General features: G+C 56.7%; 25 protein-coding genes. 12 read left to right on the top strand and 13 right to left on the bottom strand.

Annotated elements, in window-relative coordinates:
- Positions 1–49 precede the first annotated feature (49 nt).
- The 4 genes from hxpB to C0557_RS09715 all read left to right on the top strand — a co-directional run bounded on the left by hxpB (position 50) and on the right by C0557_RS09715 (position 3,837).
- Positions 50–718, top strand: a complete 669-nt coding sequence (gene hxpB, locus C0557_RS09730) for a hexitol phosphatase HxpB (RefSeq protein WP_208658299.1) — start codon at positions 50–52, stop codon at positions 716–718.
- Between the two features lie 147 nt (positions 719–865).
- The gene (gene kduD / locus C0557_RS09725; RefSeq protein ID WP_208658298.1) at positions 866–1,627 is read left to right on the top strand and encodes a 2-dehydro-3-deoxy-D-gluconate 5-dehydrogenase KduD; all 762 of its coding nucleotides are present in this window, start codon (positions 866–868) and stop codon (positions 1,625–1,627) included.
- A 97-nt stretch (positions 1,628–1,724) separates the two neighbouring features.
- Positions 1,725–2,315: a metal-dependent hydrolase gene (locus tag C0557_RS09720; RefSeq protein WP_208658297.1), complete on the top strand. Its 591-nt coding sequence runs from the start codon at positions 1,725–1,727 to the stop codon at positions 2,313–2,315.
- A gap of 130 nt (positions 2,316–2,445) precedes the next feature.
- A complete protein-coding gene (locus C0557_RS09715; protein WP_208658296.1) occupies positions 2,446–3,837 on the top strand; it encodes an L-cystine transporter in 1,392 nt (463 codons plus the stop codon).
- A 44-nt stretch (positions 3,838–3,881) separates the two neighbouring features.
- On the opposite strand, the gene C0557_RS09710 is transcribed toward C0557_RS09715, so the two are convergent.
- Positions 3,882–4,727, bottom strand: coding sequence for a type 1 glutamine amidotransferase domain-containing protein (locus C0557_RS09710; protein WP_208658295.1), 846 nt, complete (start codon positions 4,725–4,727; stop codon positions 3,882–3,884).
- Positions 4,728–4,826: 99 nt separating this feature from the next.
- On the opposite strand from C0557_RS09710, the gene C0557_RS09705 reads away from it, so the two are divergent.
- Entirely contained in the window at positions 4,827–5,744 is a 918-nt protein-coding gene (locus C0557_RS09705) for a LysR family transcriptional regulator (protein WP_208658294.1), read from the top strand.
- An 8-nt stretch (positions 5,745–5,752) separates the two neighbouring features.
- Here C0557_RS09705 and cedA read toward each other — a convergent pair whose 3' ends face one another.
- A complete protein-coding gene (cedA, locus tag C0557_RS09700) occupies positions 5,753–6,010 on the bottom strand; it encodes a cell division activator CedA (RefSeq protein WP_217273284.1) in 258 nt (85 codons plus the stop codon).
- A 202-nt stretch (positions 6,011–6,212) separates the two neighbouring features.
- Between cedA and katE the strand changes: the two genes are divergently transcribed.
- Complete coding sequence (katE, locus tag C0557_RS09695) at positions 6,213–8,465, top strand: catalase HPII (RefSeq protein WP_208658292.1); 2,253 nt, start codon at positions 6,213–6,215, stop codon at positions 8,463–8,465.
- A gap of 55 nt (positions 8,466–8,520) precedes the next feature.
- Here the strand turns inward: katE and osmE are convergent, their stop codons facing one another.
- Positions 8,521–8,859, bottom strand: coding sequence for an osmotically-inducible lipoprotein OsmE (gene osmE, locus C0557_RS09690; protein ID WP_074780411.1), 339 nt, complete (start codon positions 8,857–8,859; stop codon positions 8,521–8,523).
- Between the two features lie 255 nt (positions 8,860–9,114).
- Here osmE and nadE point away from each other — a divergent pair, with 255 nt between their 5' ends.
- Positions 9,115–9,942 carry an ammonia-dependent NAD(+) synthetase gene (gene nadE, locus C0557_RS09685; protein WP_074780409.1) on the top strand — a complete coding sequence of 276 codons (828 nt, stop codon included), beginning with the start codon at positions 9,115–9,117 and terminating at the stop codon, positions 9,940–9,942.
- Between the two features lie 184 nt (positions 9,943–10,126).
- Complete coding sequence (gene cho, locus C0557_RS09680) at positions 10,127–10,990, top strand: excinuclease Cho (protein WP_208658291.1); 864 nt, start codon at positions 10,127–10,129, stop codon at positions 10,988–10,990.
- Here cho and ves read toward each other — a convergent pair.
- From ves to C0557_RS09645, 7 genes are all read right to left on the bottom strand, one after another.
- Positions 10,987–11,544, bottom strand: coding sequence for an environmental stress-induced protein Ves (gene ves / locus C0557_RS09675; RefSeq protein WP_208662876.1), 558 nt, complete (start codon positions 11,542–11,544; stop codon positions 10,987–10,989). The genes cho and ves overlap by 4 nt on opposite strands.
- Before the next feature lie 300 nt (positions 11,545–11,844).
- Positions 11,845–12,324, bottom strand: coding sequence for an ATP-independent periplasmic protein-refolding chaperone Spy (spy, locus tag C0557_RS09670; RefSeq protein WP_208658290.1), 480 nt, complete (start codon positions 12,322–12,324; stop codon positions 11,845–11,847).
- Between the two features lie 314 nt (positions 12,325–12,638).
- Positions 12,639–13,604 (bottom strand): succinylglutamate desuccinylase, encoded by a 966-nt coding sequence (gene astE, locus C0557_RS09665; protein ID WP_208658289.1) that lies wholly within the window; start codon positions 13,602–13,604, stop codon positions 12,639–12,641.
- 11 nt (positions 13,605–13,615) lie between these two features.
- Entirely contained in the window at positions 13,616–14,941 is a 1,326-nt protein-coding gene (astB, locus tag C0557_RS09660) for an N-succinylarginine dihydrolase (RefSeq protein ID WP_208658288.1), read from the bottom strand.
- The gene (astD, locus tag C0557_RS09655) at positions 14,938–16,416 is read right to left on the bottom strand and encodes a succinylglutamate-semialdehyde dehydrogenase (protein WP_208658287.1); all 1,479 of its coding nucleotides are present in this window, start codon (positions 16,414–16,416) and stop codon (positions 14,938–14,940) included. Before astD ends, astB begins: the two co-directional genes overlap by 4 nt.
- The gene (gene astA, locus C0557_RS09650) at positions 16,413–17,447 is read right to left on the bottom strand and encodes an arginine N-succinyltransferase (RefSeq protein ID WP_074780391.1); all 1,035 of its coding nucleotides are present in this window, start codon (positions 17,445–17,447) and stop codon (positions 16,413–16,415) included. Before astA ends, astD begins: the two co-directional genes overlap by 4 nt.
- A complete protein-coding gene (locus C0557_RS09645; protein WP_208658286.1) occupies positions 17,444–18,664 on the bottom strand; it encodes an aspartate aminotransferase family protein in 1,221 nt (406 codons plus the stop codon). The genes astA and C0557_RS09645 overlap by 4 nt, the downstream gene beginning before the upstream one ends.
- A gap of 433 nt (positions 18,665–19,097) precedes the next feature.
- Between C0557_RS09645 and xthA the strand changes: the two genes are divergently transcribed.
- From xthA to C0557_RS09630, 3 genes are read left to right on the top strand one after another with little or no spacing between them, the layout of a single operon-like run.
- Positions 19,098–19,904 carry an exodeoxyribonuclease III gene (gene xthA, locus C0557_RS09640; RefSeq protein WP_208658285.1) on the top strand — a complete coding sequence of 269 codons (807 nt, stop codon included), beginning with the start codon at positions 19,098–19,100 and terminating at the stop codon, positions 19,902–19,904.
- A 4-nt stretch (positions 19,905–19,908) separates the two neighbouring features.
- Positions 19,909–20,778: a sulfurtransferase gene (locus tag C0557_RS09635; protein WP_208658284.1), complete on the top strand. Its 870-nt coding sequence runs from the start codon at positions 19,909–19,911 to the stop codon at positions 20,776–20,778.
- Positions 20,756–21,172: a pyrimidine (deoxy)nucleoside triphosphate diphosphatase gene (locus tag C0557_RS09630; RefSeq protein ID WP_305798051.1), complete on the top strand. Its 417-nt coding sequence runs from the start codon at positions 20,756–20,758 to the stop codon at positions 21,170–21,172. Before C0557_RS09635 ends, C0557_RS09630 begins: the two co-directional genes overlap by 23 nt.
- Here C0557_RS09630 and C0557_RS09625 read toward each other — a convergent pair.
- Positions 21,138–21,425, bottom strand: coding sequence for a DUF1496 domain-containing protein (locus C0557_RS09625; protein ID WP_208658283.1), 288 nt, complete (start codon positions 21,423–21,425; stop codon positions 21,138–21,140). The two genes, C0557_RS09630 and C0557_RS09625, sit on opposite strands and share 35 nt — an antisense overlap.
- A 234-nt stretch (positions 21,426–21,659) precedes the next feature.
- Between C0557_RS09625 and gdhA the strand changes: the two genes are divergently transcribed.
- Positions 21,660–23,003: an NADP-specific glutamate dehydrogenase gene (gene gdhA / locus C0557_RS09620; RefSeq protein WP_208658282.1), complete on the top strand. Its 1,344-nt coding sequence runs from the start codon at positions 21,660–21,662 to the stop codon at positions 23,001–23,003.
- Positions 23,004–23,071: 68 nt separating this feature from the next.
- Here gdhA and C0557_RS09615 read toward each other — a convergent pair whose 3' ends face one another.
- Entirely contained in the window at positions 23,072–25,021 is a 1,950-nt protein-coding gene (locus tag C0557_RS09615) for a DNA topoisomerase III (RefSeq protein WP_208658281.1), read from the bottom strand.
- 3 nt (positions 25,022–25,024) lie between these two features.
- Positions 25,025–26,068 (bottom strand): selenide, water dikinase SelD, encoded by a 1,044-nt coding sequence (gene selD / locus C0557_RS09610; protein ID WP_208658280.1) that lies wholly within the window; start codon positions 26,066–26,068, stop codon positions 25,025–25,027.
- Between the last annotated feature and the right edge of the window lie 160 nt (positions 26,069–26,228).

Genomic DNA, 26,228 nt, shown 5'->3' with positions numbered 1-26,228 from the left:
ATACTTACCGTTAATTCCCCGGCGACATGCCATAAAAAAGAGAGGTTTTATGACAGCTCCGCGTCAAATTCTTGCTGCCATTTTTGATATGGATGGATTGCTTATCGACTCCGAGCCACTCTGGGATCGCGCCGAACTGGAGGTTGTGGCAAGCCTGGGCGTGGACATTAACCGGCGTCATGAATTGCCCGACACGCTCGGCCTGCGCATCGATATGGTGGTGGAACTCTGGTACGCGCAGCAACCGTGGAACGGCCCGGATCGCAAAGAAGTGACCGAACGCATTATTCAGCGCGCAATTTCGCTGGTTGAAGAGAAACGCCCGCTGCTGCCTGGCGTGCATGATGCCATCGCGCTGTGTAAGGCCAACGGCCTGTTGGTCGGGCTGGCCTCCGCGTCGCCGCTGCATATGCTGGAAAAAGTGCTGGCGATGTTTGAACTGCGCGACAGCTTCGATGCGCTGGCCTCGGCAGAAAAACTCCCCTACAGCAAACCGCACCCGCAGGTGTATCTGGATTGTGCCGCCAAACTGGGCGTTGATCCGCTGACCTGCGTGGCGCTGGAAGATTCCGTCAATGGCATGATCGCCAGCAAAGCCGCGCGGATGCGCTCTATTGTGGTACCGGATGAAGAACACCGCGCCGATCCTCGTTATGTGCTGGCGAACGTTAAGCTCACCAGCCTCGAACAGCTCACGCATGTCCATCTTATCGGCTAATTCCACCGGGGCAGCCGCTTTTGCTGCCCCTTGATTTTATTTTTGAAACATCATTTCATTTTATTTGTATTTTCCTTACCCACCTTCTATTCTGATCCTCAGGCGCTGACGCCCTGTCACAACAATAATGATTACGCCGGAGAGAACATGATACTGGATGCCTTTAAGCTTGCAGGTAGAGTGGCCATTGTTACCGGGTGCGATACCGGTCTGGGTCAGGGAATGACGTTAGGGCTTGCAGAGGCGGGCTGCGATATTGTCGGCGTGGGCCGAAAAATTCCACACGACACGGCCGAACGCGTTCAGGCTCTCGGGCGTCGTTTTGTTTCTGTGCAGGCGGATCTGCGCCACCAGCACGGGCTTGATGACATTGTTAATCAGACGGTGAACCAGCTGGGCCGGGTGGATATTCTGGTGAATAACGCTGGCGCCATTCGACGCTGCGACGCACTCGATTTCAGCGAACAGGACTGGGATGACGTCATGAACCTGAATCTGAAGACGGTCTTCTTTCTGTCGCAGGCCGTAGCCCGGCAATTTATCGTGCAGGGCAACGGCGGCAAAATTATTAATATTGCCTCAATGCTCTCTTTCCAGGGCGGCATCCGCGTGCCCTCTTATACCGCGTCGAAAAGCGGTGTGATGGGGCTGACCCGTCTGCTGGCCAATGAGTGGGCACCGCACAAAATTAACGTCAATGCTATCGCGCCAGGCTATATGGCGACCAATAACACCCAACAATTGCGGGAAGACGCCGAACGCAGCCAGGAGATCCTCGATCGCATTCCCGCCGGGCGCTGGGGCGAGCCCGAAGATTTGAAAGGCGCAGCGGTGTTTCTCGCTTCACAGGCATCCGATTACATCAATGGCTTCACCCTCGCCGTCGATGGTGGCTGGCTGGCGCGTTAATCTGACAGGATTGTGACAAAGAGTTACAACGTCACCTCTTCCGCCTACTGTATAAACATCCTATACTGTATGCATCGACAGTTTAGTGAGTTTGATCATGACGGCGGAAGGACACCTGCTTTTTTCCATTGCCTGCGCGGTGTTTGCCAAAAATGCCGAATTAACCCCCGTCCTTGCTCAGGGTGACTGGTGGCATATTGTTCCGTCGGCCATTCTGACCTGCCTGTTACCGGACATCGATCACCCGAAATCCTTCCTCGGCCAGCGTCTGAAGTGGATATCAAAACCGGTGGCGCGAGCCTTCGGCCATCGGGGCTTTACGCACAGCCTGCTGGCGGTTTTTCTCTCGCTCGCGCTGTTTACGCTCAAAATCCCGGAAAGCTGGATTGTCCCTGCGGATGCATTGCAGGGAATGGTAGTGGGCTATTTGAGCCATATTCTTGCAGATATGCTGACGCCCGCGGGTGTGCCGCTGCTATGGCCTTGTCGCTGGCGCTTTCGCCTGCCGATCCTCGCACCGCAAAAAGGCAATCAGCTGGAGCGCGTATTGTGTATGGCGCTGTTTACCTGGGCGGTGTGGATGCCGCAATCGTTGCCCGAAAACGGTGCAATTCGCTGGTCATCACAGATGATAAACTCGCTGCAAAATCAGTTTAATCGCTTTATTCATCCACAATCCGGCCATTAAACCAGCAATTCCACTGCATTTGGCATAAAACATTCCATTTGGATATAAGGCCACCCCGGCACTTCTGCTAACCTTGCGCCACTGGATTAACCGGCAAGGTTGACCGAATAATGAAATCAGGAGAACGGGGATGAATCTTCCATTAATCGCGAACGTCGTTGTGTTCGTGGCATTGCTGTTTTTGCTGGCGCAGGCGCGCCACAAACAGTGGAGCCTGGCCAAAAAAGTGCTGGTCGGCTTAGGGCTTGGTGTGGTCTTCGGCCTGGCGCTACAGGCTATCTATGGTGCTGACAGCCCGGTACTGAAAACCTCTATCCAGTGGTTTAACGTGGTTGGAAACGGCTATGTACAACTGCTGCAAATGATCGTGATGCCGCTGGTATTCGCCTCCATTTTAAGCGCCGTCGCGCGCCTGCATAACGCCTCCCAGTTGGGTAAAATCAGCTTCTTAACCATCGGCACGCTGCTGTTTACTACGCTGATTGCCGCGCTGGTCGGGGTGCTGGTGACTAATCTGTTTGGCCTGACCGCCGAAGGTCTGGTACAGGGAACAGCGGAAACGGCGCGTCTGAATGCCATCCAGAGCAATTATGTCGGTAAAGTGGCCGACCTGACCGTACCGCAACTGCTGCTCTCTTTCGTGCCGAAAAACCCGTTTGCCGATCTGACCGGCGCGAACCCGACCTCAATCATCAGCATCGTGATTTTTGCTGCTTTCCTCGGCGTCGCCGCACTGAAATTGCTGAAAGATGACGCACCGAAAGGCCAGCGTGTGCTGACAGCTATCGATACGCTGCAAAGCTGGGTGATGAAACTGGTACGTCTGGTGATGCAGCTTACGCCGTATGGCGTACTGGCGCTGATGACCAAAGTCGTGGCGGGCTCCAACATTCAGGACATCATCAAACTGGGCAGCTTTGTTATCGCCTCCTATCTCGGCCTCGGCATTATGTTTGTCGTGCACGGCCTGCTGCTGGGCATTAACGGCGTCAGTCCGCTGAAATTCTTCCGCAAAGTGTGGCCGGTGCTGACCTTTGCCTTCACCAGCCGTTCCAGCGCCGCATCAATCCCGCTGAACGTGGAAGCGCAAACCCGCCGTCTGGGCGTACCGGAATCGATCGCCAGCTTCTCGGCCTCTTTCGGCGCAACGATTGGTCAGAATGGTTGTGCGGGCCTCTATCCGGCAATGCTGGCCGTCATGGTGGCACCCACCGTCGGCATTAACCCGCTGGATCCGGTGTGGATTGCCACGCTGGTCGGGATTGTTACCGTCAGCTCCGCCGGTGTCGCGGGTGTCGGCGGCGGCGCAACGTTTGCCGCGCTGATTGTGCTGCCAGCCATGGGCCTGCCGGTCACGCTGGTTGCGCTACTGATCTCCGTTGAGCCGCTGATTGATATGGGTCGTACCGCACTGAACGTGAGCGGCTCCATGACCGCCGGGACGCTGACCAGCCAGTGGCTGAAGCAAACCGACAAAGCCGTTCTGGAGAGCGAAGACGACGCCGAACTGGCGCATCGTTAAGCCAAAGACGACAAGGCGGGGAATCTCCCCGCCTTTTTTATATCTCATCGCTTTTTGCTATCCAGCGCAGCAATCAACGTTTTTGCCAGCGCATGATCAGAGAAAGGGTTTTGCCCGGTAATCAGCTCCCGGTCCGTCACAACATTGGCCTGCCAGGCGTTGGCAAATGCCATCTTGCCTCCCGCTTGCGCCATCGCCTGCGCCGGGTAGTAACGCAACTTCTCGCCGTTCAACGACGTTTCAAAGGCCTGCTCTTCGGCATCGGAGAAAATCGTCATCTTATAGCCCGCATAAATCCAGTTTTTCGCCGTCGCTGACGCGCCCGCAATCAGCCCCTGCTCAAACGTCTGTGGCTGCTCCTGCGCCGCCAGCAGCGCAATCGGCCCATGACAGATAGCCGCCGTCGGTTTACCGCTGCGGTGGAATTGACGCAGTAGCGCACCAACATCCGCATTCCCCGGCAGATCGATCAATGGGGCGTGCCCGCCAGGAATAAAAATCCCCGCATAACCCTCTGTTCCCTGCGCCAGAACCTGGTTAAGCGACTTAACGTTGCCTTCGGCAGTCAGTTTGTCCACGACCTTCTTAATGCGCTGCATCTCTAGCGGGTTATTAGCGAAATACATCGGGTCGATCGAGTGCTCATCCGGCAGCGGCTTATTGCCTTTGGGGGTGACAATCGTCAGTGAATAGCCGGCCTTGATCAACGCATCGGCAGGCACACCAAACTCATTAAGGTAAAAGCCGGAGGCATAACTTTTCCCCTCTTGCAACGGCAGCGCGGTCTCGCTGGAGAGTAGCACCAGTACATTGCCTTTCGATGCGGCATAAGTGGTCACGCTGGTTGCCAGCGCAATAACAGCAAGCAAACCCGGTAGCAGTTTTTTCATTGTTGGTTCCCAATCGGTTAACAGTGCGAGAAATGTACTGGTTCACTTCCTGTAAATAAATTAACCTGAAAGAACTTTATTGATTACATAAGAGAACAAATGTCACGATCATTCGAGTCAGTACAACTGGGCAGTATTGAGCTTTTCTGCAAGGCAGCAGAGAGCGGCAGTTTCACTGCGGCGGCAGAAGCGCTGGGGATCACGCCAGCCTCGGTTAGCCGGACGATTGGTCGGCTGGAAACACGGCTTGGCGTCAGGTTGTTTAATCGCACAACCCGCAGCGTAAAATTGACCAGCGATGGCGAATTGTACCGAGCTCAGTGCCAGCAGGCGCTGGATCAGATAGCCGAAGCAGAACGTGCGCTAACCGGACAACAGCGCCGCCCACAAGGCGTGCTGCGGGTCAGCGTCGGAACGGTTTACGGGCATCACCGCATCGTACCGTTGCTACCGGCTTTTATGGCGGCATACCCGGATATCGAGGTCGAACTTAACATTTCGAATCGCAATATAGATTTTATTGATGACGGCTACGACCTGGCCATTCGGATGGGAGAACCGAAAGACTCCCGCGTTGTGGCGCGCAAGCTGGAGGATGCCAGCGTCGGTGTCTTTGCATCGCCAGCGTATCTGGCAAACCGTGCGCGCCCACAGACGCTGGATGCCCTGCGCCAGCACGATTTAATCCAGTTTATTTTACCCAGCACGGGCCGCCCGGTGGCGTGGATTTTCCGCAACGCGCAGGGCGAAAACCAGGATTTCAGTTTCACCAGCCAGCGCAGGGTCCACGAAGATGTGCTGGCGGGTGTGGGCTGGGCGATAGCGGGCGGTGGACTATTTCAGATCTACCATTTTGTGGCGGCACAGGCTGTGGCTGAAGGACGGCTGGAAGAAGTGATGCAGGAAATGGCTGGCCGTTCGCGTCCGTTTTATCTTCTTTACCCGCAAAACCGGCATCTTTCAGCCAGAGTCAGGGCGTTTGCTGATTATCTTGTCGCCGCGCTCCGCCAGCCGTAGCGTCGGAATTACTCTTCCTCGAGTTCGTCCTGCTGGCGCATCTGTTCCGCCCAGCGCTGGGCCGCTTCCGGGACGCTAAAAACCGGTGAACGGTGAAAATTTTCACCCATCAGCACAAAAGCGACATATTTACCGCGCAGCAGCCAGACATCGCGAAACCCGTCAACTTTTTCGGCATGATCGGGCGGAGCGGGTTCAACCCGGGGAACATAGCTAACAACGACTCGGTTTTGTTGGCGAAGAGGTTTCATAAGCGATGCATTCACTAAAGACAAAATCTACAGACATGAAAGACCTATCATAGCCGATTGTTACCCCGCCCGTCGCCTCTGGCGCACTTTTCTCATCTTTTTCATCGAACCGCTATCTGCCGGGCTGGCGGGCAGCCGCAGGACAATGTTCTATAGTTAGAGGGTTTTTGCCATAACAACGACCATTTTTCAGCAATGAAAACAGGAGACGAGTTCAATGTCGCAACAGAAAAAAGACCCCCAACATGCCCCGGTACATGATGCTAACGAATCCCGCCCCGGGCTGGATTCCCTCGCGCCAGAAGACAATTCTCACCGCCCTTCCCCGAAGCCTACTGCGCCAGGCGAACAGCCAACCGCGCCGGGTAGCCTGAAAGCGCCGGATACGTCCAACGACAAACTGAACGCGCTTGAGCCCTTCCGTAAGGGCAGTGAGAATTTTCCACTTACCACCAATCAAGGGGTGCGCATCGCCGACGATCAAAACTCCCTGCGCGCCGGCACCCGTGGCCCCACACTGCTGGAAGATTTCATTCTGCGGGAGAAAATTACCCATTTTGACCATGAACGCATTCCGGAACGTATCGTGCACGCGAGAGGTTCAGCGGCGCACGGCTATTTTCAGCCCTATCGCAGCCTGAGCGATATCACTAAAGCCGATTTTCTCTCCGATCCGGAGAAAATCACGCCGGTTTTTGTCCGCTTCTCCACGGTGCAAGGCGGTGCCGGTTCGGCAGATACCGTGCGTGATATCCGTGGTTTTGCCACCAAGTTTTATACCGAAGAGGGCATTTTTGATCTGGTGGGTAACAACACGCCGATCTTTTTTATTCAGGATGCGCATAAATTCCCGGATTTTGTTCATGCCGTGAAACCGGAACCACACTGGGCAATCCCGCAGGGACAAAGCGCCCATGATACCTTCTGGGATTACGTCTCTTTGCAACCGGAAACTCTGCACAACGTGATGTGGGCGATGTCGGATCGCGGCATTCCGCGCAGCTATCGCACCATGGAAGGGTTCGGCATTCATACCTTCCGGCTGATTAACGCCGAAGGAAAAGCGACCTTTGTGCGCTTCCACTGGAAACCCCTGGCGGGCAAGGCGTCGCTGGTGTGGGATGAGGCGCAAAAACTGACCGGGCGCGATCCAGACTTCCATCGCCGTGAGTTGTGGGAAGCCATTGAAGCGGGCGATTACCCGGAATACGAACTGGGGCTGCAACTGATCCCGGAAGAAGATGAGTTCAAATTTGATTTTGACCTGCTGGATCCGACCAAACTGATCCCGGAAGAACTGGTGCCGGTGCAACGTGTGGGCAAGATGGTGCTCAACCGGAACCCGGATAATTTCTTCACCGAAAACGAGCAGGCCGCGTTTCATCCGGGGCATATTGTTCCGGGGCTGGATTTCACCAACGACCCACTCTTGCAGGGGCGTCTGTTCTCCTACACCGATACACAAATCAGCCGTCTCGGCGGGCCAAACTTCCATGAAATCCCGATTAATCGCCCTACCTGCCCGTATCACAATTTCCAGCGTGACGGCATGCACCGCATGGATATTGACACCAATCCGGCCAACTATGAACCGAACTCGATCAACGATAACTGGCCGCGAGAAACGCCGCCGGGCCCGAAACGCGGCGGTTTTGAAACGTATCAGGAGCGTGTTGAAGGCCATAAAATCCGCGAGCGCAGCGCCTCTTTTGCCGAGTATTACGCCCATCCGCGACTTTTCTGGCTTAGCCAGACGCCTTTTGAGCAGCGCCATATCATCGATGCGTTCAGCTTTGAGCTCAGTAAAGTGGCGCGCGCCTATATTCGCGAACGTGTTGTTGATCAACTGGTGCATATCGACGTTCATCTGGCGCAGGGCGTTGCCGAAAATCTCGGGATTACGCTCAGCGATGAACAGCGCAATATCGCTCCGCCGCCGGACGTTAACGGCCTGAAAAAAGATCCGGCGCTAAGCCTGTATGCGGTTCCGGACGGCAGCGTCAAAGGCCGGGTAGTGGCTGTCCTGCTGCATGATAACGTCAGCGCTGCCGATGTACTGAACGTGCTGCAAGGGCTTCAGGCAAAAGGCGTGCACAGCAAACTACTGTATGCCCGCATGGGTGAAGTGACCGCTGATGACGGCTCCAGCCTGCCAGTGGCGGCAACGTTTGCCGGATCGCCCTCGCTGACAGTGGACGGCGTGATCGTCCCCGGCGGCGACGTGAGCGAACTTTTACAAAATGGCGATGCGAAATACTACCTGCTGGAAGCGTATAAGCACCTGAAAACCATTGCGCTGCTGGGCGATGCGCGTCAGTTCAAAGCGCTGCTGGGCGTCGATGCGCAGGGGGAAGACGGTATTGTGGAAGCGGACTCGGCCTCATCGATGCTGGTGGATGATTTCCTCACCCACCTTGCCGCGCACCGGGTGTGGTCGCGAATCGGCAAGATTGACAGCATACCGGCGTAAGACAAAAAAACCGGCCATCAGGCCGGTTCTTTTTAATGCTCAGGCAAAAAATAAATTACTGCTTAGTCTGCGGGTCGGTATCGTACTCGGCGCACGTTTGATAACCGGAATTCATCACGTGGCCAGTTTCATCAAGTGCCACAAAGTAGGTTTCGGTTTTACCGTTACGTTGACCCAGAATGTAGGTCTGGCAGGTACCGCGCGCGTGAATCATGGTGACTTCAGAAGAAGGACGACCTGCAACCTGCATCACCTGCTGGCGGCTCATGCCTTTTTTCACATCTTTTACAACCGGCTGACTGACCTGATCTTTGGCGCGATCATAGGCAGTACACCCTGCCAGCATGGTCAGTACAGCGGCGGCACCCAGAATTCCTGCGATGTTTTTATTCATATTCCATCCTCTTTAGTATCCGCTTGTGTATCAGCGTGTTATCTAAGCCTGGAATATAAAAGTGCATTTTTCAACTATGGGTTGCCGATGGCATATCTTTCGGAAAAATCTAATGAAAGTGACATAAGCTGCTAAAACGCAGCAAATTGCGCCACTCAAATCTGTGATCCTTGTCGTTTTACCGCCAAAGGGTTAATTTGGCTCTATATTAACTATTTGCAACCTGCCAGGCAGGATTACATAACGGAGGGATAAATGACTCTGCAACAAGAGATTATTCAGGCGCTGGGCGTGAAGCCGAGCATCAACGCCGAAGAAGAAGTTCGCCGCAGCGTGGATTTTCTGAAAACCTATCTGAAGACGTTTCCCTTTATTAAATCGCTGGTGCTCGGCATCAGCGGCGGCCAGGATTCCACGTTGACCGGCAAAATCGGCCAGCTGGCTATCAGCGAACTGCGCGCGGAAACCGGCGATGAAGCGTATCAGTTCATCGCGGTACGTCTGCCTTACGGCGCGCAGGCAGACGAGCAAGATTGCCAGGATGCCATCGGCTTTATCCAGCCGGATCGCGTATTGACCGTGAACATCAAAGGCGCAGTGCTGGCGAGTGAACAGGCGCTGCGCGATGCTGGCATCGAGCTGAGCGATTTTGTTCGCGGCAACGAGAAAGCCCGTGAACGTATGAAAGCGCAGTACAGCATCGCTGGCATGACCAAAGGCGTAGTGGTCGGCACCGATCACGCCGCTGAAGCGGTAACCGGCTTCTTCACCAAATATGGCGATGGCGGCACCGACATCAACCCGATTTTCCGTCTGAATAAACGTCAGGGGAAACAACTGCTGGCGTATCTGGGCTGCCCGGAACATCTTTATAAGAAAGCGCCAACGGCGGATCTGGAAGACGATCGCCCGTCGCTGCCTGATGAAGCGGCACTGGGTGTCACCTACGAAAACATTGATGATTATCTGGAAGGCAAAACGCTGGATGCCGGTATCGCCAAAATCATCGAAGGCTGGTACCTGAAAACCGAACACAAACGCCGCCCGCCGATTACCGTTTTCGATGACTTCTGGAAAAAATAATTCCTGAAATTCATCATGATCTTATCAGGCCTGCCCGTCGGGCCTGATAAGCGTCTCACCTTCTGCGTTCATCCCCCGCGCTCTGAAGTTGTCACGACCTGCCCACATCATCACCTGTTTGCCACTTTTTTAGCCTGCTGTTAGTTGTTATACTGGATGGATAAACAGCATCAGGAGTTTCTGAGTGGCAAGGCGTCAATCCGCCCCGCGTCTCGAGTTTGACGCAGCGGCAATTTATGAATACCCCGAACATTTGCGCCAGTGGCTGGAGGCCATGCCAAAGCACCCTGGCGTCTATATTTTTCATGGCGAAAGCGAGGCGATGCCGCTGTACATCGGTAAAAGCGTCAATATCCGCAGCCGGGTGCTGTCGCATATGCGTACCCCGGATGAAGCCTCGATGCTGCGCCAGTCCCGGCGCATCAGCTGGATCTGCACCGCCGGAGAGCTGGGCGCGTTGCTGCTGGAAGCCCGGCTGATCAAAGAACAGCAGCCGCTGTTTAATAAACGTCTGCGCCGCAATCGCCAGCTCTGCTCGCTACTGCTCGGCGGCGAGAAACCGCAGGTGGTCTATGCGCGCGAGGTGGATTTTTCCGCCACGCCGGAGCTCCACGGGTTGTTCGCCAACCGCCGCGCCGCGTTACAGGCGCTGCAATCCATCGCCGATGACGAAAAGCTCTGCTACGGTCTGCTGGGGCTGGAGTCGGTCACGCGCGGTCGTCCCTGCTTTCGCTCTGCGCTGCAACGCTGCGCCGGTGCATGCTGCGGCAAAGAACCGCGTGAAGCGCACGATGCTCGTTTCACGGCGGCGATGGCGCGCATGAAGCTGGTGTGCTGGCCCTGGCAAGGGCCGGTCGGATTGAAAGAGCGTTTCGGCGCGATGACGCAATACCACATCATTCACAACTGGTTGTGGCTGGGTTCGGTTAACACCCTGAGCGAGGCCACCGCGTTGCTGCGTACGCCAGCCGGGTTCGACCATGATGGTTACAAAATACTCTGCAAGCCGCTGCTCAGCGGCGAGCATGAAATCATCAATCTGAATTAATGCCCGGGCAGCCAACTGATTTCACTGAACAGCAACTTCCCTTCTGGCTTCAACAGCCGCAGCGTGTGCCGCCCTTCCTGCCAGCAAGCGCCCTGATCGGCGGTTAACAGTTTATCCCCCAGTTGCCAGGCACCGCTAAGAATAAACACCACGCCACCGCGCGCACCGAAGGTGGTAAACGTGCGATCGGCAATGCGCACCTTTGCCTGACAGCGGTCACGGCGCGTCAGAATGTTGAAATTCATCGACATTTTCCCTTCCGACAGTTCCACTTTCACCGACTGTTCACCGGCAAAGGTAAAGGGCTGATGGTGTTTCAGGGTGTGGCGGAAAACGCTACCGCCGTCCAGCGTCACTTCGCCACCTTCCAGCAGGGTTATCACACGATCGACGCCGGGGAACTGCGGAAATTCGCCGTTACTTGCCAGCGAAGCAATACTGGCGCGCCAGTTAAAATCGCGGGTGGCAGGCGGAAAACAGCAAATCTCCCGGGTTTCGCCCGCACCATTACGCCAGAGGTTTACCGGCATTTTGCGAATATCAAAGTATTCCATCATCACTCCTGAAAGGCGCGGTCATGCGATCCGCGCCGCTGCTTCAACAGGCAGCTTGTTATTGTTTATTGTCGTTGTCGGATTATCGGCAGCAGCAACAATTTGCCTTAGGCCACAGCGTAACCAGACATGTAAAAAAATATAAATTTCAGATAAGTAACGCACCCCAGAAGAGGGGCTTCACGAGAATACCGCGCCACGGGCGGCTGGCAAGAGGGAAGAAAAGAAAAACCGCCGGTTCTGCCCATCACGTACTGCATGCAATAGGCAAAACCGGCGGTCTTGATAGGGGGTGCTGAATTACTCAGCAGGTGCAGGAGGCATTTTACCTTCCGGTGCCGGACGTTCTGTCAGACGCTTCTCAAAATTCGCATTGAACTGCTTTTTCTGTTCCGGCGTCAGAATGTTGTAAATTTTGTTCTGCGTTTCCATGTGTTTCAGCATGCCAGCTTTATGCTGTTCTTCCATTTTCGCGATCTGTGCTTCCGCTTTCGCTTTGTCGAAGCTGTCGCTGGTGATGATGTCATGCATTGCACGCATCTCTTCAGCCCGCGGACGTTTCATCTCATCGCGCTGGCTTTTCATAATTTCGTGGATCTGCTGTTTCTGTGCATCGGTCAGATTCAGGTCTCTGAACATCATATCGTGCGGACCTTTACCCTTGTGGTGCATCATCGGTTTGCCGTCCGCAGGTGCAGCCGTTGTATCGTCGGCGTGCGCCAGGCCAGCCGCACCAAAAGCCAGGGTAGAGGCAACAAACAGGGCAGTCAATTTACGCATAATATTATTCCTTACTTCGGTTTTACTTACGGCGATTGCCGTGTTGACGCTATTTACTTTACCGTCTTTATCGTCAATTAATCAGAGCGACAGTAAAACAATGAAAGTGTAAATACTCTTTTTACGTCAAATGTGAGGGAAATAAGGATAAACCGTGGAGAGTTGAAAGTTAAATAATCAATACATTGATTAATAAGGAATTATGAAGAGTATAAAGTAACGCTGATTAATAATAAACCCAACAACCAGGATTTTTCCGTAATTTATTCAAAAGGCGCTAAAAAAATAAGCCCTGTGGTAACAGGGCTAAAATATTAGTTTATTTTTTCTAGCATTAATCCGGCGCGCAAACCCACAGCGACACCAGGATTCGGAAATAGCACATACTCTTCATCACGCTGCACAACGTAGCGTTCACCACGGTCTTCCGCCAGCAGGGTCCCGGCGCTGAAAGGCGTAAAATTCAGCGTTTCTGGCGACATATACAGTTTGAACGCCTCGCTGTGCCGCGTCAGTTGCTGCACAACCCGGTAACGCACCGGCGCGCTCTGCGTGTCCGGCGCTGGTTCACCGGCCAGCAACGCTGCCAGTGCCCAGGCAGTACGCTGAAACTGGCTGAGATCGTTCTCGCCAAACGGCAGCGCTTTGCCCAGCTCCAGCGTACAGGCCAGCGCCTCAAATTGCGCGCACGTGAAGTGGGTAAACGTGCCGCCCGGCGCCTGATGGAACACCAGCGCTTCCAGCCCTGCCGAGCCCAGCCACTCCAGAAACAGTTCATCCCACGGCTGCGCGCGCTGCGGCAGCACGCCGAAACGCACATGATGCGATCCGCGAATCGCCGTATGTAGATCGAGGTGCCAACGCTCCTCATCACCACCGGCAAAAAAGTGGGTGACCGCGCGTTCAAGCTGCGCGGCACGCACCGTTTCATCGCTGGGCGGGAGTTGCTGCCAGCGTCCACCAAACATGCGGTTCAAATCGCTATGCAGAAAACGCTTTCCTTCCCTCAGCGCCTGCGGGTTGCCAAGGATCACCAACAGCCGCCAGCTAAGTGGCTGCGTGCCGGAAAACAGATTTTTCAGCAGAATGTCCAGCATCTCCACCGGCGCGGTTTCATTGCCGTGAATGGCGCAGGAGAGCACCAGCGAGCGTCCGGTCGGGTGCGGCGGCACCAGTTCAAGGATCCCTTGCTCGTGCCACAACCAGTGAATACCGCCCGACTCCCCTGACATTTTACGCGGGATGTCACCCGATAATGTGGTGGCAAGAAAGTTATCCATACAACCTCCGGTTAACGCTGGAAGGGATAAACAGAACCGAGATTCAGCAACTGCGTGAGCCTGTCCAGCGCTTCCCGCCCTTCCCGCAACAACTGCGGATCGGCAAGATCTGCCTGCGTCAGACGGTCACGATAGTGGCGATCAACCCAGTCATTGAGCGTGGCGAACAACGTATCGTTCATCATCACCGCCGGATTTACCGCCTGCTGTTCCGCCCCGGTTAACACCACGCGCAAGCGCAGGCATGCCGGGCCGCCGCCGTTTGCCATACTCTCGCGCAGATCGAACACCTTCAGTTCTGTGATCGGGTTATCCTGCGCCAGCAACTGGTTCAGATAACGCCAGACACCTTCATGCGCCTGCGACTCCTGCGGCAACACCAGCACCATGCGGCCATCTTCATGGCTCAGCAACTGGCTGTTGAACAGATACGTCGCCACCGCATCGGCAACCGATACCGCCTGCTGTGGCACTTCGATCGCCATAAAACCCGGCACGCAACGGCGTAATTCCGCCAGCAATTGCGCTTGATCGGCAAAGGCATGCTCGTGGCAAAACAGCACCTGGCGATTAGAAACGGCAATGACATCATTATGGAACACGCCCTGATCGATGACCTGGGAATTTTGCCTGGCGTACACCACCTGCGAAGGGCGAACCTGGTTGAGACGCGCCACCGCCTGGCTGGCTTCCAGCGTCTGACGAGCCGGATAGCGTGTCGGAGCGAGCGTGCTGCCCTCTTCGCGCCCATAGACAAAAAGCTGGACGCCCGGATCGCCATAATCGCCGCCAAAGCGGTTGTGGTTCGCGGCGCCTTCATCGCCCAGCATGGCCACTTGCGGTAGCGCCGAATGCACGCTAAATGTCTGTTCATCGCGGAAAATCGCCCGCAGCAGCGCTTCAGTGGTCGGCGCCTCCATCGCGCGATGGAATTTATTGTTGAGATTCGCCACCGTCAGGTGGACTTTGCCATCCACGGAATCTGCCGACGGGCAAACCGTGGCAGCATTGGCAACCCACATCGCCGATGCCGAACTGGCGGAAGAGAGGATCTGCGGCGCCTGAGCCGCGGCTTTTTCGACCACCTGCTCATCGCTGCCGCTAAATCCCAACTGGCGCAACACCGGCACATTCGGGCGTTCGTGCGGTGGGATCACCGCCTGCGGGAAACCGGCATCGGCCAGCGCCTTCATTTTCAGCAGCCCCTGCTTCGCTGCCAGCTTAGGATTGGAGACCTGGAAACGGTGCCGGGTCGAGGCTTCATTGCCGAACGACAACCCGGCATAGTGGTGCGTCAGGCCGACCAGCCCATCAAAGTTCACCTCGCGCGCTTTCATGGTTGTTCCTCGCGGGAAAAATCAAGACCCGGGCTGAGCGTTTGCGGCAGGGTCAGATCGGCGGATTCAAGGCTCGCCATTGGCCACGCACAGTAATCCGCCGCATACCAGGCGCTGGCGCGATGGTTGCCAGAAGCGCCCACACCGCCGAATGGCGCGGTACTGGCCGCGCCCGTCAGCGGTTTGTTCCAGTTAACAATCCCGGCGCGCGCTTCCAGTAACAGCCGATCAAACTTCTCGCGTTGCGGGGAGATAAGACCGCAGGAGAGCCCATAGCGAGTATTGTTCGCCAGCGCGATCGCGTCATCGAAATCGTCGTAGCGCCAGACGCACAGCAGCGGGCCAAACACCTCTTCATCCGGCACGTCGGCCACGCCGGTCATCTCTATGATGCCCGGCGTCAGCAGTGAAGTACCTTCTTCCAGCAGACGTGGCGCCAGCAAGGTTTTGCCGCCGCGCGCTTCATGTTCCTGCCACGCATTCAGCACGTGCTGCGCGGCCTGCGCGGAGATCAAACCGCCCAGGAACGGTTGCGGTTCTGCGTTCCATGCCTGCGGCGTGAGACGCGCGCTCACCGCCACCAGCCGCGCAAGGAAAGCATCGCCCTGCGGTGAGCGTTTCACCAGCAAACGTCGCGCGCAGGTGCAGCGCTGTCCAGCGGTAATAAAAGCGGACTGGATCGCCAGATGCACGGCTGCATCGATATCCTGAATATCTTCGACGATCAGCGGGTTATTGCCGCCCATTTCCAGCGCGAGGATCTTCTCCGGCTGACCCGCCAACTGGCGATGCAAGTGATAACCGGTATTGGCGCTACCGGTGAACAGCAAACCGTCCAGCCCCGGCAGCGCACTCAGCGCCTGCCCGGTTTCGCGTCCGCCCTGCACTAAATTGAGCACCCCGACGGGCAGACCGGCCTGCTCCCACAGTTTCACCACCGCTTCGCCGCTCCACGGTGTCAGTTCGCTCGGTTTGAACAGCAGCGTGTTACCCGCCAGCAGCGCCGGAATAATATGGCCGTTCGGCAAGTGGCCTGGGAAATTATAGGGCCCGAAAACGGCGAGAACGCCATGCGGACGGTGGCGCAGCGTTGCCGCGCCGTCGGCCATTTCCGTGTGCTGTTCGCCGGTTCGCGTGTGATAAGCCTTCACCGAAATGGTGGCTTTATTGATCATCGCCGTCACTTCGGTCGCCGCTTCCCAGCGCGGTTTCCCGGTTTCACGGGCAATAATTTCCGCCAGCGCGGCTTTATTGGTTTCCAGCAGGCTGGCAAATTTTTCCACCACCGCCTGGCGCACGGAGAAAGGTTCGCGCGCCCATGCCGGAAAAGCATTACGCGCAGCGCGATACGCATCTTCGACCTGTGTGGCGCTGGCATCAAAACCGTGCCACAGCGCTTCATGACTTACCGGATTACTTTTCACCCGGCGCTCACCTTCACCGGTTACCCAGTCGCCATTGATCCATAAACTCATTGTGATTTCTCCTCGGCACAAAGGCGAACCAGCCGCACGGTATCGCCCGGCTGACATTTCAACGCATCCAGTTCTGCGGCGCTTAACAGCAGCCGCTCCGTGTTGGGATCCGCTTTGATAAGCATGGCTCTAAATTGCGCGTATTGCTCATTCGCCACCATGCAGGCTGGCCACTCTCCCGGCGCGCGCTGCCCTTGCGCCACGGTAACCAGACGGCTTTTGCGGATCGCCCGCACCCGGTCAACATCGCACTCCAGCGTCGGCCCGCCATCAAAAATGTCGACATAATTGCGGTAGCGAAAACCCTCTTTCTCCAGCACCGCGCGGGCAGGCGCGGTCTGCGGATGCACCTCGCCAATGACTGCCTGCGCCTCGTCGGAGAGGAAGTGGGTATAGATAGGATGCTTGGGCATCAATTCGGCGATAAACGCTTTCTGCCCGGTACCGCACAGATAATCAGCGCGGCTGAATTCCATCGAGAAGAAGCGTTTTCCCAGGCTCTCCCAGAACGGCGAGTAGCCATGCTCGTCGATGACGCCGCGCATCTCCGCCACCACTTTTTCGTTAAAGCGATCGCGAAAGGCCGCCATAAACAGAAAGCGCGACTTCGACAGCAGATAGCCGTTGCCCTCTTTGCGCCAGGCCGGATCGAGAAACAGCGTGCACAGCTCGCTGCTGCCGGTGTGATCGTTACTGAGAAATAAGGTCGGCAGCGCATTGTAGACATTCAACTCTTTCGAAGCGTGAACCTGTGTCCCCACGCGGTAGTTATACCAGGGATCGTTGAGCCCCACCGCCACTTCGATGGCGCAGATCCCGGCCACTTCGCCGCTTTGCGTCTCTTCCAGCACAAACACATAGCCCTGCTCACCCTTCGGCAACTCCCCTTGCCACGTGCGGCGAGCACGTTCAATACGCGCGCCCAGCGTCGCTTCGTCGGCGGGCAGCGATGTCAGCCCACCGCCGGTTTTCCCGGCCAGCTTCATCAGCGCCGGTAGATCGCTTGCCGCGACCGGACGGATCACCATCATGATACGTTCTCCGCAAGGAATTTTTCACAGGCGCGGGTAAAGCGCGCAAGCCCGGTGCGCACCTCTTCTTCACTGATATTCAGCGCCGGAGCAAAGCGCATCACGTTGCCACCGGCAATCAGCACCATCACCCCTTCCGCTGCCGCCAGTTGCGAAATCTGTTTCGCTTTTCCGGCATGTTCCGCCACCAGTTGGCAGCCAATCAGCAGCCCGAGGCCGCGAATGTCACTGAACAGAGGATGGCGTTCGTTGAACGCCGTCAGTTGCTCAACAAACCACTGGTGGCGCTGTTTGACACCGGCCAGGGTTTCCGGCGTATTGATGATATCCAGTACCGCGCCCGCCACTGCGCCCGCCAGCGGATTACCGCCGTAGGTCGTGCCGTGTGTACCCACATTCATCACTTTGCCGAAGGTCTCGGTGGTGAGCATCGCGCCAATCGGGAAACCGCCGCCCAGCGCTTTCGCGGTGGTCAGCACATCCGGCGTCACACCATAGTGCATATAGGCATACAGTTCGCCGGTGCGGCCGACGCCGGTCTGCACTTCATCAAAAATCAGCACCGCGTTGTGACGGGTACAGAGCTCGCGTAAGCCCTGTAAAAAGGCCTGACTGGCCGGTACCACACCGCCTTCACCCTGCATTGGCTCAACAATAACCGCGCAGGTGTCGTCATCGATCAGTGCGCTGGCGGACGCCAGATCGTTGTAAACCGCATGCTGGATCTGCGGCGGCAGCGGCGCAAAATCCTGCGAGTAGGCCGGTTGCCCGCCGGCGCTGACGGTAAACAGCGTGCGACCGTGGAAAGCATTTTTGAAAGCCACAATGCCGCTTTTCTGCGGGCCGAAAGTGTCGTGGGCATATTTGCGCGCCAGTTTCAGCGCCGCTTCATTCGCCTCCGCGCCGGAGTTACAGAAGAAAGCGCGATCGGCAAACGTGGCATCCAGCAACCGTTTCGCCAGCTTCAGTACCGGCTCATTGGTGTAGCCGTTGCCGGTATGCCAGAACTTCGCCGCCTGCTCGCTCAGTGCCTTGCACAATGCAGGATGGGCGTGGCCCAGCGCGTTTACCGCAATCCCCCCGGCAAAATCGATGTACTCGTTGCCCTGTTGATCCCATAAACGCGAGCCTTCCCCGCGAACCGGAATAAAAGGCGCTGGCGCGTAGACAGGCAACATCCATTGATCAAAATTTTCACGCGTAATTGACGTAGACATAGCGACCTCATCCGGTAAATAAAAAGTTTAATAAATGTTAATGAATATGAACATTCTCGCTGTAAATGTAGATTGCACAGTTCGTGCCAGCCAGCGATAAAAATGCATAAACGTCCTGGAGCAACGAAATATCAGCAACTTACAACCTATCGCTATTCACATAAAATGCATAAAAAGTGAATAAATGTATATCCAGGCGAGGTGATAGGCGATCGGAGGCGCGGGTTTATGCAATAAGAATATTTAATTATAGAACTGTGATCATCAGCGAAATTAATTACGCACCCTGCCCCATTTCGGCGCATTGCGCACCAAATCAGGGCGACCGGCGCGTTTTTTGCTCATCAGTAACAGCAATATCAATAAGTGGCGGTGGTTAAATGTAAATTCTGCTAACATCTGTGCATCTTTTTACTGCTAAGTGGCGGCGACTATGAAATTTGTCTCTTTTAATATCAACGGCCTGCGTGCCCGGCCTCATCAACTGGAAGCGCTTGTCGAGCAGCATCAGCCGGACGTGATCGGTCTGCAGGAGACAAAAGTCCATGACGATATGTTTCCGCTCGAAGAAGTGGCGCGCCTGGGTTACAACGTCTTTTATCACGGACAAAAAGGTCACTACGGCGTTGCGCTGTTGACCAAAGATACGCCGGTTTCGGTACGTCGCGGCTTCCCTAACGATGGCGAAGAAGCGCAGCGCCGCATTATCATGGCTGAAATCCCGTCGCCTCTCGGCAATATCACCGTGATTAATGGCTATTTTCCGCAGGGCGAAAGCCGCGACCATCCGCTGAAATTCCCGGCGAAAGAGAAGTTCTACCTGGATCTGCAAACGTTCCTCGAAACCGAGCTGAAAAAAGAGAACCCGGTACTGATCATGGGTGATATGAATATCAGCCCGACGGATCTGGACATCGGCATTGGCGAAGAGAATCGCAAGCGCTGGCTGCGCACCGGTAAATGCTCGTTCCTGCCCGAAGAGCGTGAATGGATGGAGCGCCTGAAGGGCTGGGGTCTGGTGGATACTTACCGCGAAGCAAACCCGGAAACCAACGATCGCTTCTCGTGGTTTGATTACCGCTCCAAAGGCTTTGATGACAACCGTGGCCTGCGCATCGATCTGCTGCTGGCGAGCCAGACGCTGGCCGAACGCTGTATCGAAACCGGGATTGATTACGACATTCGCAGCATGGAAAAACCGTCCGATCACGCGCCGGTATGGGCCAAATTTAAGGTCTGATGCCATGACGTCTGGCAATCCGTGGGTTACCGCGCAGTGGCTGGACGATTTACTGCAACACAATCCGCCCGCCGACACATGGCGGCTGCTGGAAGTCGGCTATAACGCCGAGCCAACCTATCGCGCCGGGCATATTCCCGGCGCGTATTATATTGACACCCAACTTGTCGAAAGCCTGCCGCTGTGGAATGTGGTGCCGCCCGAAATACTGCGCGCGGTGCTGTCCCGTTACGGTTTACGCAGCGACATGACCGTCATTCTCTACGGTCGCGGCAACTACGCTGCCGAGCGGATGGCGCATATTCTGCTGTACGCGGGCGTTAACGACGTCCGTCTGCTGAATGGCGGCTGGCAGAGCTGGCAACGCGCGGGGCTGCGACAAACCATCGACCTGCCGCCCGCCCTCACCGCGCAGGATTTCGGCGCGCCTCTCCCTTCCCGGCCACACTTTTTGCTTAACCTGGCGCAAACCCGGCAACGAATGGCGCAGCCAGAAACCGTGCTGGTCAGCGTGCGCAGTTGGGCTGAGTTCAGCGGCGGCACCAGCGGGTATCACTATATTTCCAGCGCTGGCGACATTCCCGGGGCGCGCTGGGGCCACGCTGGCGGCAACAGTCAGTTTATTACGGATTACCATCATCCGGACGGCACGGTACGCTCCCCGCAGGAGATTGCCGCGCTGTGGCAACAGCAACACATTACCGCCGATCAACAGGTGATTTTTTACTGCGGTACCGGCTGGCGCGCATCGCTGGCATTTTTGCTTGCCCGCGCGCTCGGCTGGCCGAAGATCGCCGTGTATGATGGCGGCTGGTTCGAGTGGAGCCAGCAGCAGAAAATGGAACAGACGGATGACAACCCTGAAAACAGTTGAGGTGGTCGCGGCGATCATCGAACGCGATGGCAAAATTTTGCTGGCGCAGCGCCCGCCGCACGCGGATCAAGCCGGGCTATGGGAGTTTGCTGGCGGCAAGGTGGAAACCGGGGAAACGCAGCCGCAGGCGCTAACGCGTGAGCTGCGTGAGGAACTGGGCATTGATGCCCAGCCTGCTTGTTATGTCGCCAGCCACCAGCGGGAAGTGTCCGGGCGAATGATCCATCTGCATGCGTGGCACGTTGTTGCCTTTCACGGCGAGCCAACCCGCCACTATCACAGCGCCTTGCTGTGGTGCGCACCCGCGGACGCCCTGAAACAGGCGCTGGCGCCAGCGGATATCCCGCTACTGGAAGCGTTTATGGCTTCACGCGCCGCCAGACCAGCGGATTAGTGGAAATCACGTGTTCATCGCGCTGGCACTGTAACAACACGCCTTCGGCTTTCACCACCGCGCCTTCACTGTAATTTTGATTGCCATACACGCAGCACTGGATGCACGGCTGCGTGGTTTGCGTCTGCCCGCCGGAGCTAAAGACTTCCGGAGGGACATTCACTTCAATTCCCGCTGAGGGTAAACGTTCGGCCAGCGCGCTACCCGCCGCTACCACCAGTAATGTTGCTGCTATCCACGATAAACGGGCCATAACGGTTCCTTTCTGATTGACGCCACGTATTACTATAACGGATCTATTTCCCACAGCTTTAGTTTCCTCGGTCATCGTTTTTCGTTATGACGATGCGCACATTATTAATTTGCCTGGTGTGGGGGATTTTCCCTTGCGGCATGCGCCATTACGGATGTTATAGTCCGAAAGCGCCCGTTTTTTGCGCACCACAACCACAACAAATCCACCTAAAAATAAGAGACGCTTATATCTATGGATCAGACACTCTCTCTTGAATCCTTTCTCGGTTATGTTCAGCAGCGCGATCCGCACCAGCCGGAGTTCGCTCAGGCTGTGCGCGAAGTGATGACTACCCTCTGGCCGTTTCTTGAAGCTAACCCGCGCTATCGCCAGTTGTCGCTGCTGGAGCGGCTGGTTGAACCGGAACGCGTGATCCAGTTTCGCGTGGCCTGGGTTGATGACCGCAACCAGGTGCAGGTCAACCGCGCGTGGCGCGTGCAGTTCAGCTCCGCCATTGGTCCCTACAAAGGCGGGATGCGTTTTCACCCGTCGGTGAATCTGTCGATTTTGAAATTCCTCGGCTTCGAGCAGACCTTTAAAAATGCGCTGACCACCCTACCGATGGGCGGCGGCAAAGGCGGCAGCGACTTCGATCCGAAAGGCAAAAGCGACGGCGAAGTGATGCGTTTTTGCCAGGCGTTGATCGGCGAACTGTACCGCCATCTTGGCGCGGATACCGACGTTCCGGCGGGCGATATCGGCGTCGGCGCGCGTGAAGTCGGCTTTATGGCCGGGATGATGAAAAAACTCTCCAACAACACCGCCTGCGTCTTCACCGGCAAAGGGTTGTCGTTCGGCGGCAGTTTGATCCGCCCGGAAGCCACCGGCTACGGACTGGTTTACTTCACCGAAGCGATGCTGAAACGCCACGGTCTCGGTTTTGAAGGGATGCGCGTGGCGGTTTCCGGTTCCGGCAATGTGGCGCAGTACGCCATCGAAAAAGCGATGTCCCTTGGCGCGCGTGTGATCACCGCTTCTGATTCCAGCGGCACTGTCGTTGATGAAGCCGGTTTTACGGCGGAAAAACTGGCCCGGCTGTGTGAAATCAAAGCCAGCCGCGATGGCCGGATCGCCGATTATGCGCGGGAATTTGGCCTGAACTATCTGCAGGGCCAGCAACCGTGGTCCGTGCCTGTCGATATCGCGCTGCCGTGCGCCACGCAGAATGAGCTGGATGTGGATGCCGCGCGAGTGCTGATTGCCAACGGCGTGAAAGCGGTGGCCGAAGGAGCGAATATGCCCACCACTATCGCGGCGACCGAACTGTTCCTTGAAGCAAACGTGCTGTTCGCGCCGGGTAAAGCCGCCAACGCGGGCGGCGTAGCCACTTCCGGGCTGGAGATGGCGCAGAATGCCGCGCGTTTAAGCTGGAAGGCGGAAAAAGTGGACGCCCGTCTGCACCACATCATGCTGGATATTCATCAGGCCTGCGTCGAATACGGCGGTGAAGGTAAACAGACGCACTATGTGCGCGGCGCCAACATCGCCGGTTTTGTGAAAGTCGCCGACGCGATGCTGGCGCAGGGTGTGATTTAACCTCCCAGGCCGGACAAGGCATTTATGCCGCTGTCCGGCAATGCCTGATGGCGCTTCGCTTATCAGGCCTACGAAACGACTGCGTCGCCGCCCGCCTCTGCTGATGGCGGGCGTTTTTTACTCCGTCCTTTGGCAAACGCTTTTTTCTTCTCGCCGCCCGGCGCAACCAGGCCACGGAATTGACGCACCGGCGTATTACGCGCCTGGTGGATCAGTTCATGCAGCGTACTGACCAGCGGCTGCATGAAGTCCTGATAGCGGCACTCTTTTTCGCTGATTTGCGTCAGCACCGACTCCCAGTGCGCCGTCATATCCGGTCTGGCCGCCATTTCCGGCAATGAATGGATCAGCGCGCGCCCCGGCTCGGTGGAGTGAATATAGCGCCCTTTTTTAACCAGAAAACTGCGTTTAAACAGCAGTTCGATAATCCCGGCGCGCGTTGCTTCCGTCCCCAGCCCGTCGGTGGCGCGCAGGATCTTTTTCAGCTCTTTATCCTGCACAAAGCGGGCGATACCGGTCATCGCCGACAACAGTGTGGCGTCGGTAAAGTGGCGCGGCGGCTGCGTCTGACGGGCTACAACTTCGCCCTTCTCGCACAGCAGCTCGTCGCCTTTCGCCACCACCGGCAGCGGCGTGCCATCGTTCTCCTCGTCGCGCTCTTTCGAACCCAGCAGCGTTCGCCAGCCCGCTTCCGCCAGGAAACGCGCTTTGGCGATAAACTTGCCGTTGGCGATATCCAGATCGATCTGGCATTTGCGGAACACCGCATCCGGGCAGAACTGCATCAGATACTGGCGGGCAATCAGGTTATAAACGTTGGCTTCGTTATCGCTGAGGTTCACTTTCGACGCCCGCGCGGTCGGAATAATGGCGTGGTGCGCATCGACCTTTTTGTCGTCCCAGCAGCGGTTGCGCGTATCCGGGTTGACCACCGGCTGCGGCAGCAGATCCGGCGCATGTGCGCCAATCGCGTTCATGACCGCATGGCGCCCGGCAAAGTGCTCTTCCGGCAGATAACGGCAATCCGAACGCGGATAGGTAATCAGCTTGTGGGTTTCGTACAGCTTCTGGCAGATATCCAGCACGTTTTGCGCGCTGAGGCCGTAGCGTTTCGCCGCTTCAATCTGCAACGCCGACAGCGAAAACGGCAGCGGTGCCAGTTCCGATTCGCGCTTATCGTTATACGCCGTAACCAGCGCCGGCTGGCCGGTAATGCGGCTGACCACATGTTCCGCCAGCGGACGATGCAGCAGCCGCCCTTCCTCATCCTGATACGGCTCGCAGGCATCGCTCGGCTGCCACAGGGCGGTAAAGCGCTCCCCGGCAGGCGTGACGATATGTGCTTTCACCTCAAAGAAATCTTTCGCCACGAAGTTTTCGATCTCTTCGTCGCGGCGCACCACCAGCCCGAGCACCGGCGTCTGTACGCGGCCGACCGAGAGCACGCCCTGATAACCGGCGTTGCGCCCCAACAACGTATAAGCGCGGGTCATGTTGATGCCGTACAGCCAGTCGGCGCGGGCGCGAGCCAGCGCGGAAACGCACAGCGGAATAAACTCGCTGTTGGCGCGCAGGCGTTCGAGCGCGCGCTCCACCGCCTGCGGGTTGAGATCGTTAATCAGGCAGCGTTGCACCTGCTGGCGCTTTTCCGGCGCCAGTTGCAGGTAGTCGATCACCTCGTCCACCAGCAACTGCCCTTCGCGATCCGGGTCACCGGCGTGTACCACCTGCTCGGCATCCGCGAGCAGGCGTTTAATGACATTGATCTGTTTCAGCACCGACGGGCGCGGTTGCAGCTGCCATTTTTCCGGCACAATCGGCAAATCCGCCAGATTCCAGCGGGCGTAGCGGCTGTCGTAGGCATCCGGCTGCGCCTGCTCCAGCAGGTGACCGATACACCAGGTCACCACCTGGCCATTACCGCACTCAATATAGCCGTCGCCTTTGCGATGCGGTTTGGGTAACACATCGGCAATGGCGCGGGCCAGACTGGGCTTTTCGGCAATAAATAACCGCATGAATTAACGGATCTCAATCATCGGACGACCGCCGCGAGCGCTGACCAGCTCGCCAATGGCGCTCAGTTCAATGCCGTACTCTGCCGCCGTGGCTTTCACGTCGTTTTCCGCTTCCGGCAACACCGCCAGCAGCAGGCCGCCGGAGGTTTGCGGATCGCACAGCAGATCGCGCACGGGCGCAGGCATTTCACCCATCAGATGACCATAGCTGGCGAAGTTGCGCTGCGTGCCGCCCGGCACGGCGCCTTTGGCAATATACGCTTCGACGCCCGGCAGTTTCGGCACGGCCTGATAATTCACCTGCGCCTGCACGCCAGCGCCCTGGCACATCTCGCTCAGATGACCGAGCAGACCAAAACCGGTGACGTCGGTCATCGCTTTCACCCCGTCGATATTCGCAAAGGCGGCGCCAGCACTATTCATCCGGCACATCACTTCCGTCGCCAGGCCGACATGTTCCGGCTTAAGCAGGGATTTTTTCTCAGCGGTGGTGAGTACGCCAATGCCCAGCGGCTTAGTGAGGAACAGTTTGCAGCCCGCCTGCGCGGTGCTGTTTTTCTTCACGCGCTCTGTCGGCACGACACCGGTAACGGCGAGACCAAAAATCGGCTCCGGCGCATCGATCGAGTGACCGCCCGCCAGCGCAATACCCGCCTGCTGGCAGGCAAAACGCCCGCCGTCGATCACTTCACGGGCAATTTCCGGCGGCAGTTTATCGAGCGGCCAGCCGAGGATGGCAATCGCCATGATCGGTTTTCCCCCCATCGCGAAGACATCGCTGATGGCGTTGGTTGCCGCAATGCGGCCAAAATCGAACGGGTTATCGACGATAGGCATGAAAAAATCGGTGGTACTGATAATGCAAGTGCCGTTACCGAGATCGTAAACCGCGGCGTCGTCGCGTGTTTCATTACCGACCAGCAGATTCGGGTCGAGAAACTTCGCCTGCTCGCTGTGCAGAATGGTATCCAGCACTTTGGGGGAAATTTTACAACCGCAACCGGCTCCGTGGCTGTATTGCGTTAAACGAATGGTTTGCTCGCTCATGGACATCTCCTGTCATTGCAATCCCGCTATGGTAGCGCCCAAACGGCATGGTGGTAAGTCTGCGTGTCTGAATTCACGCGCTGTTGCTCATTAAGCGAACGAATAACAGCATTTCGCTGCTGAGTATGTCGCCACATAACATCACTGAACTCAATACATC

Origin of the sequence: Kosakonia sp. MUSA4 (assembly GCF_013085925.1) — a bacterium.
Classification (GTDB): domain Bacteria; phylum Pseudomonadota; class Gammaproteobacteria; order Enterobacterales; family Enterobacteriaceae; genus Kosakonia; species Kosakonia sacchari_B.
This window is presented reverse-complemented; position numbering and strand designations above follow the sequence as displayed.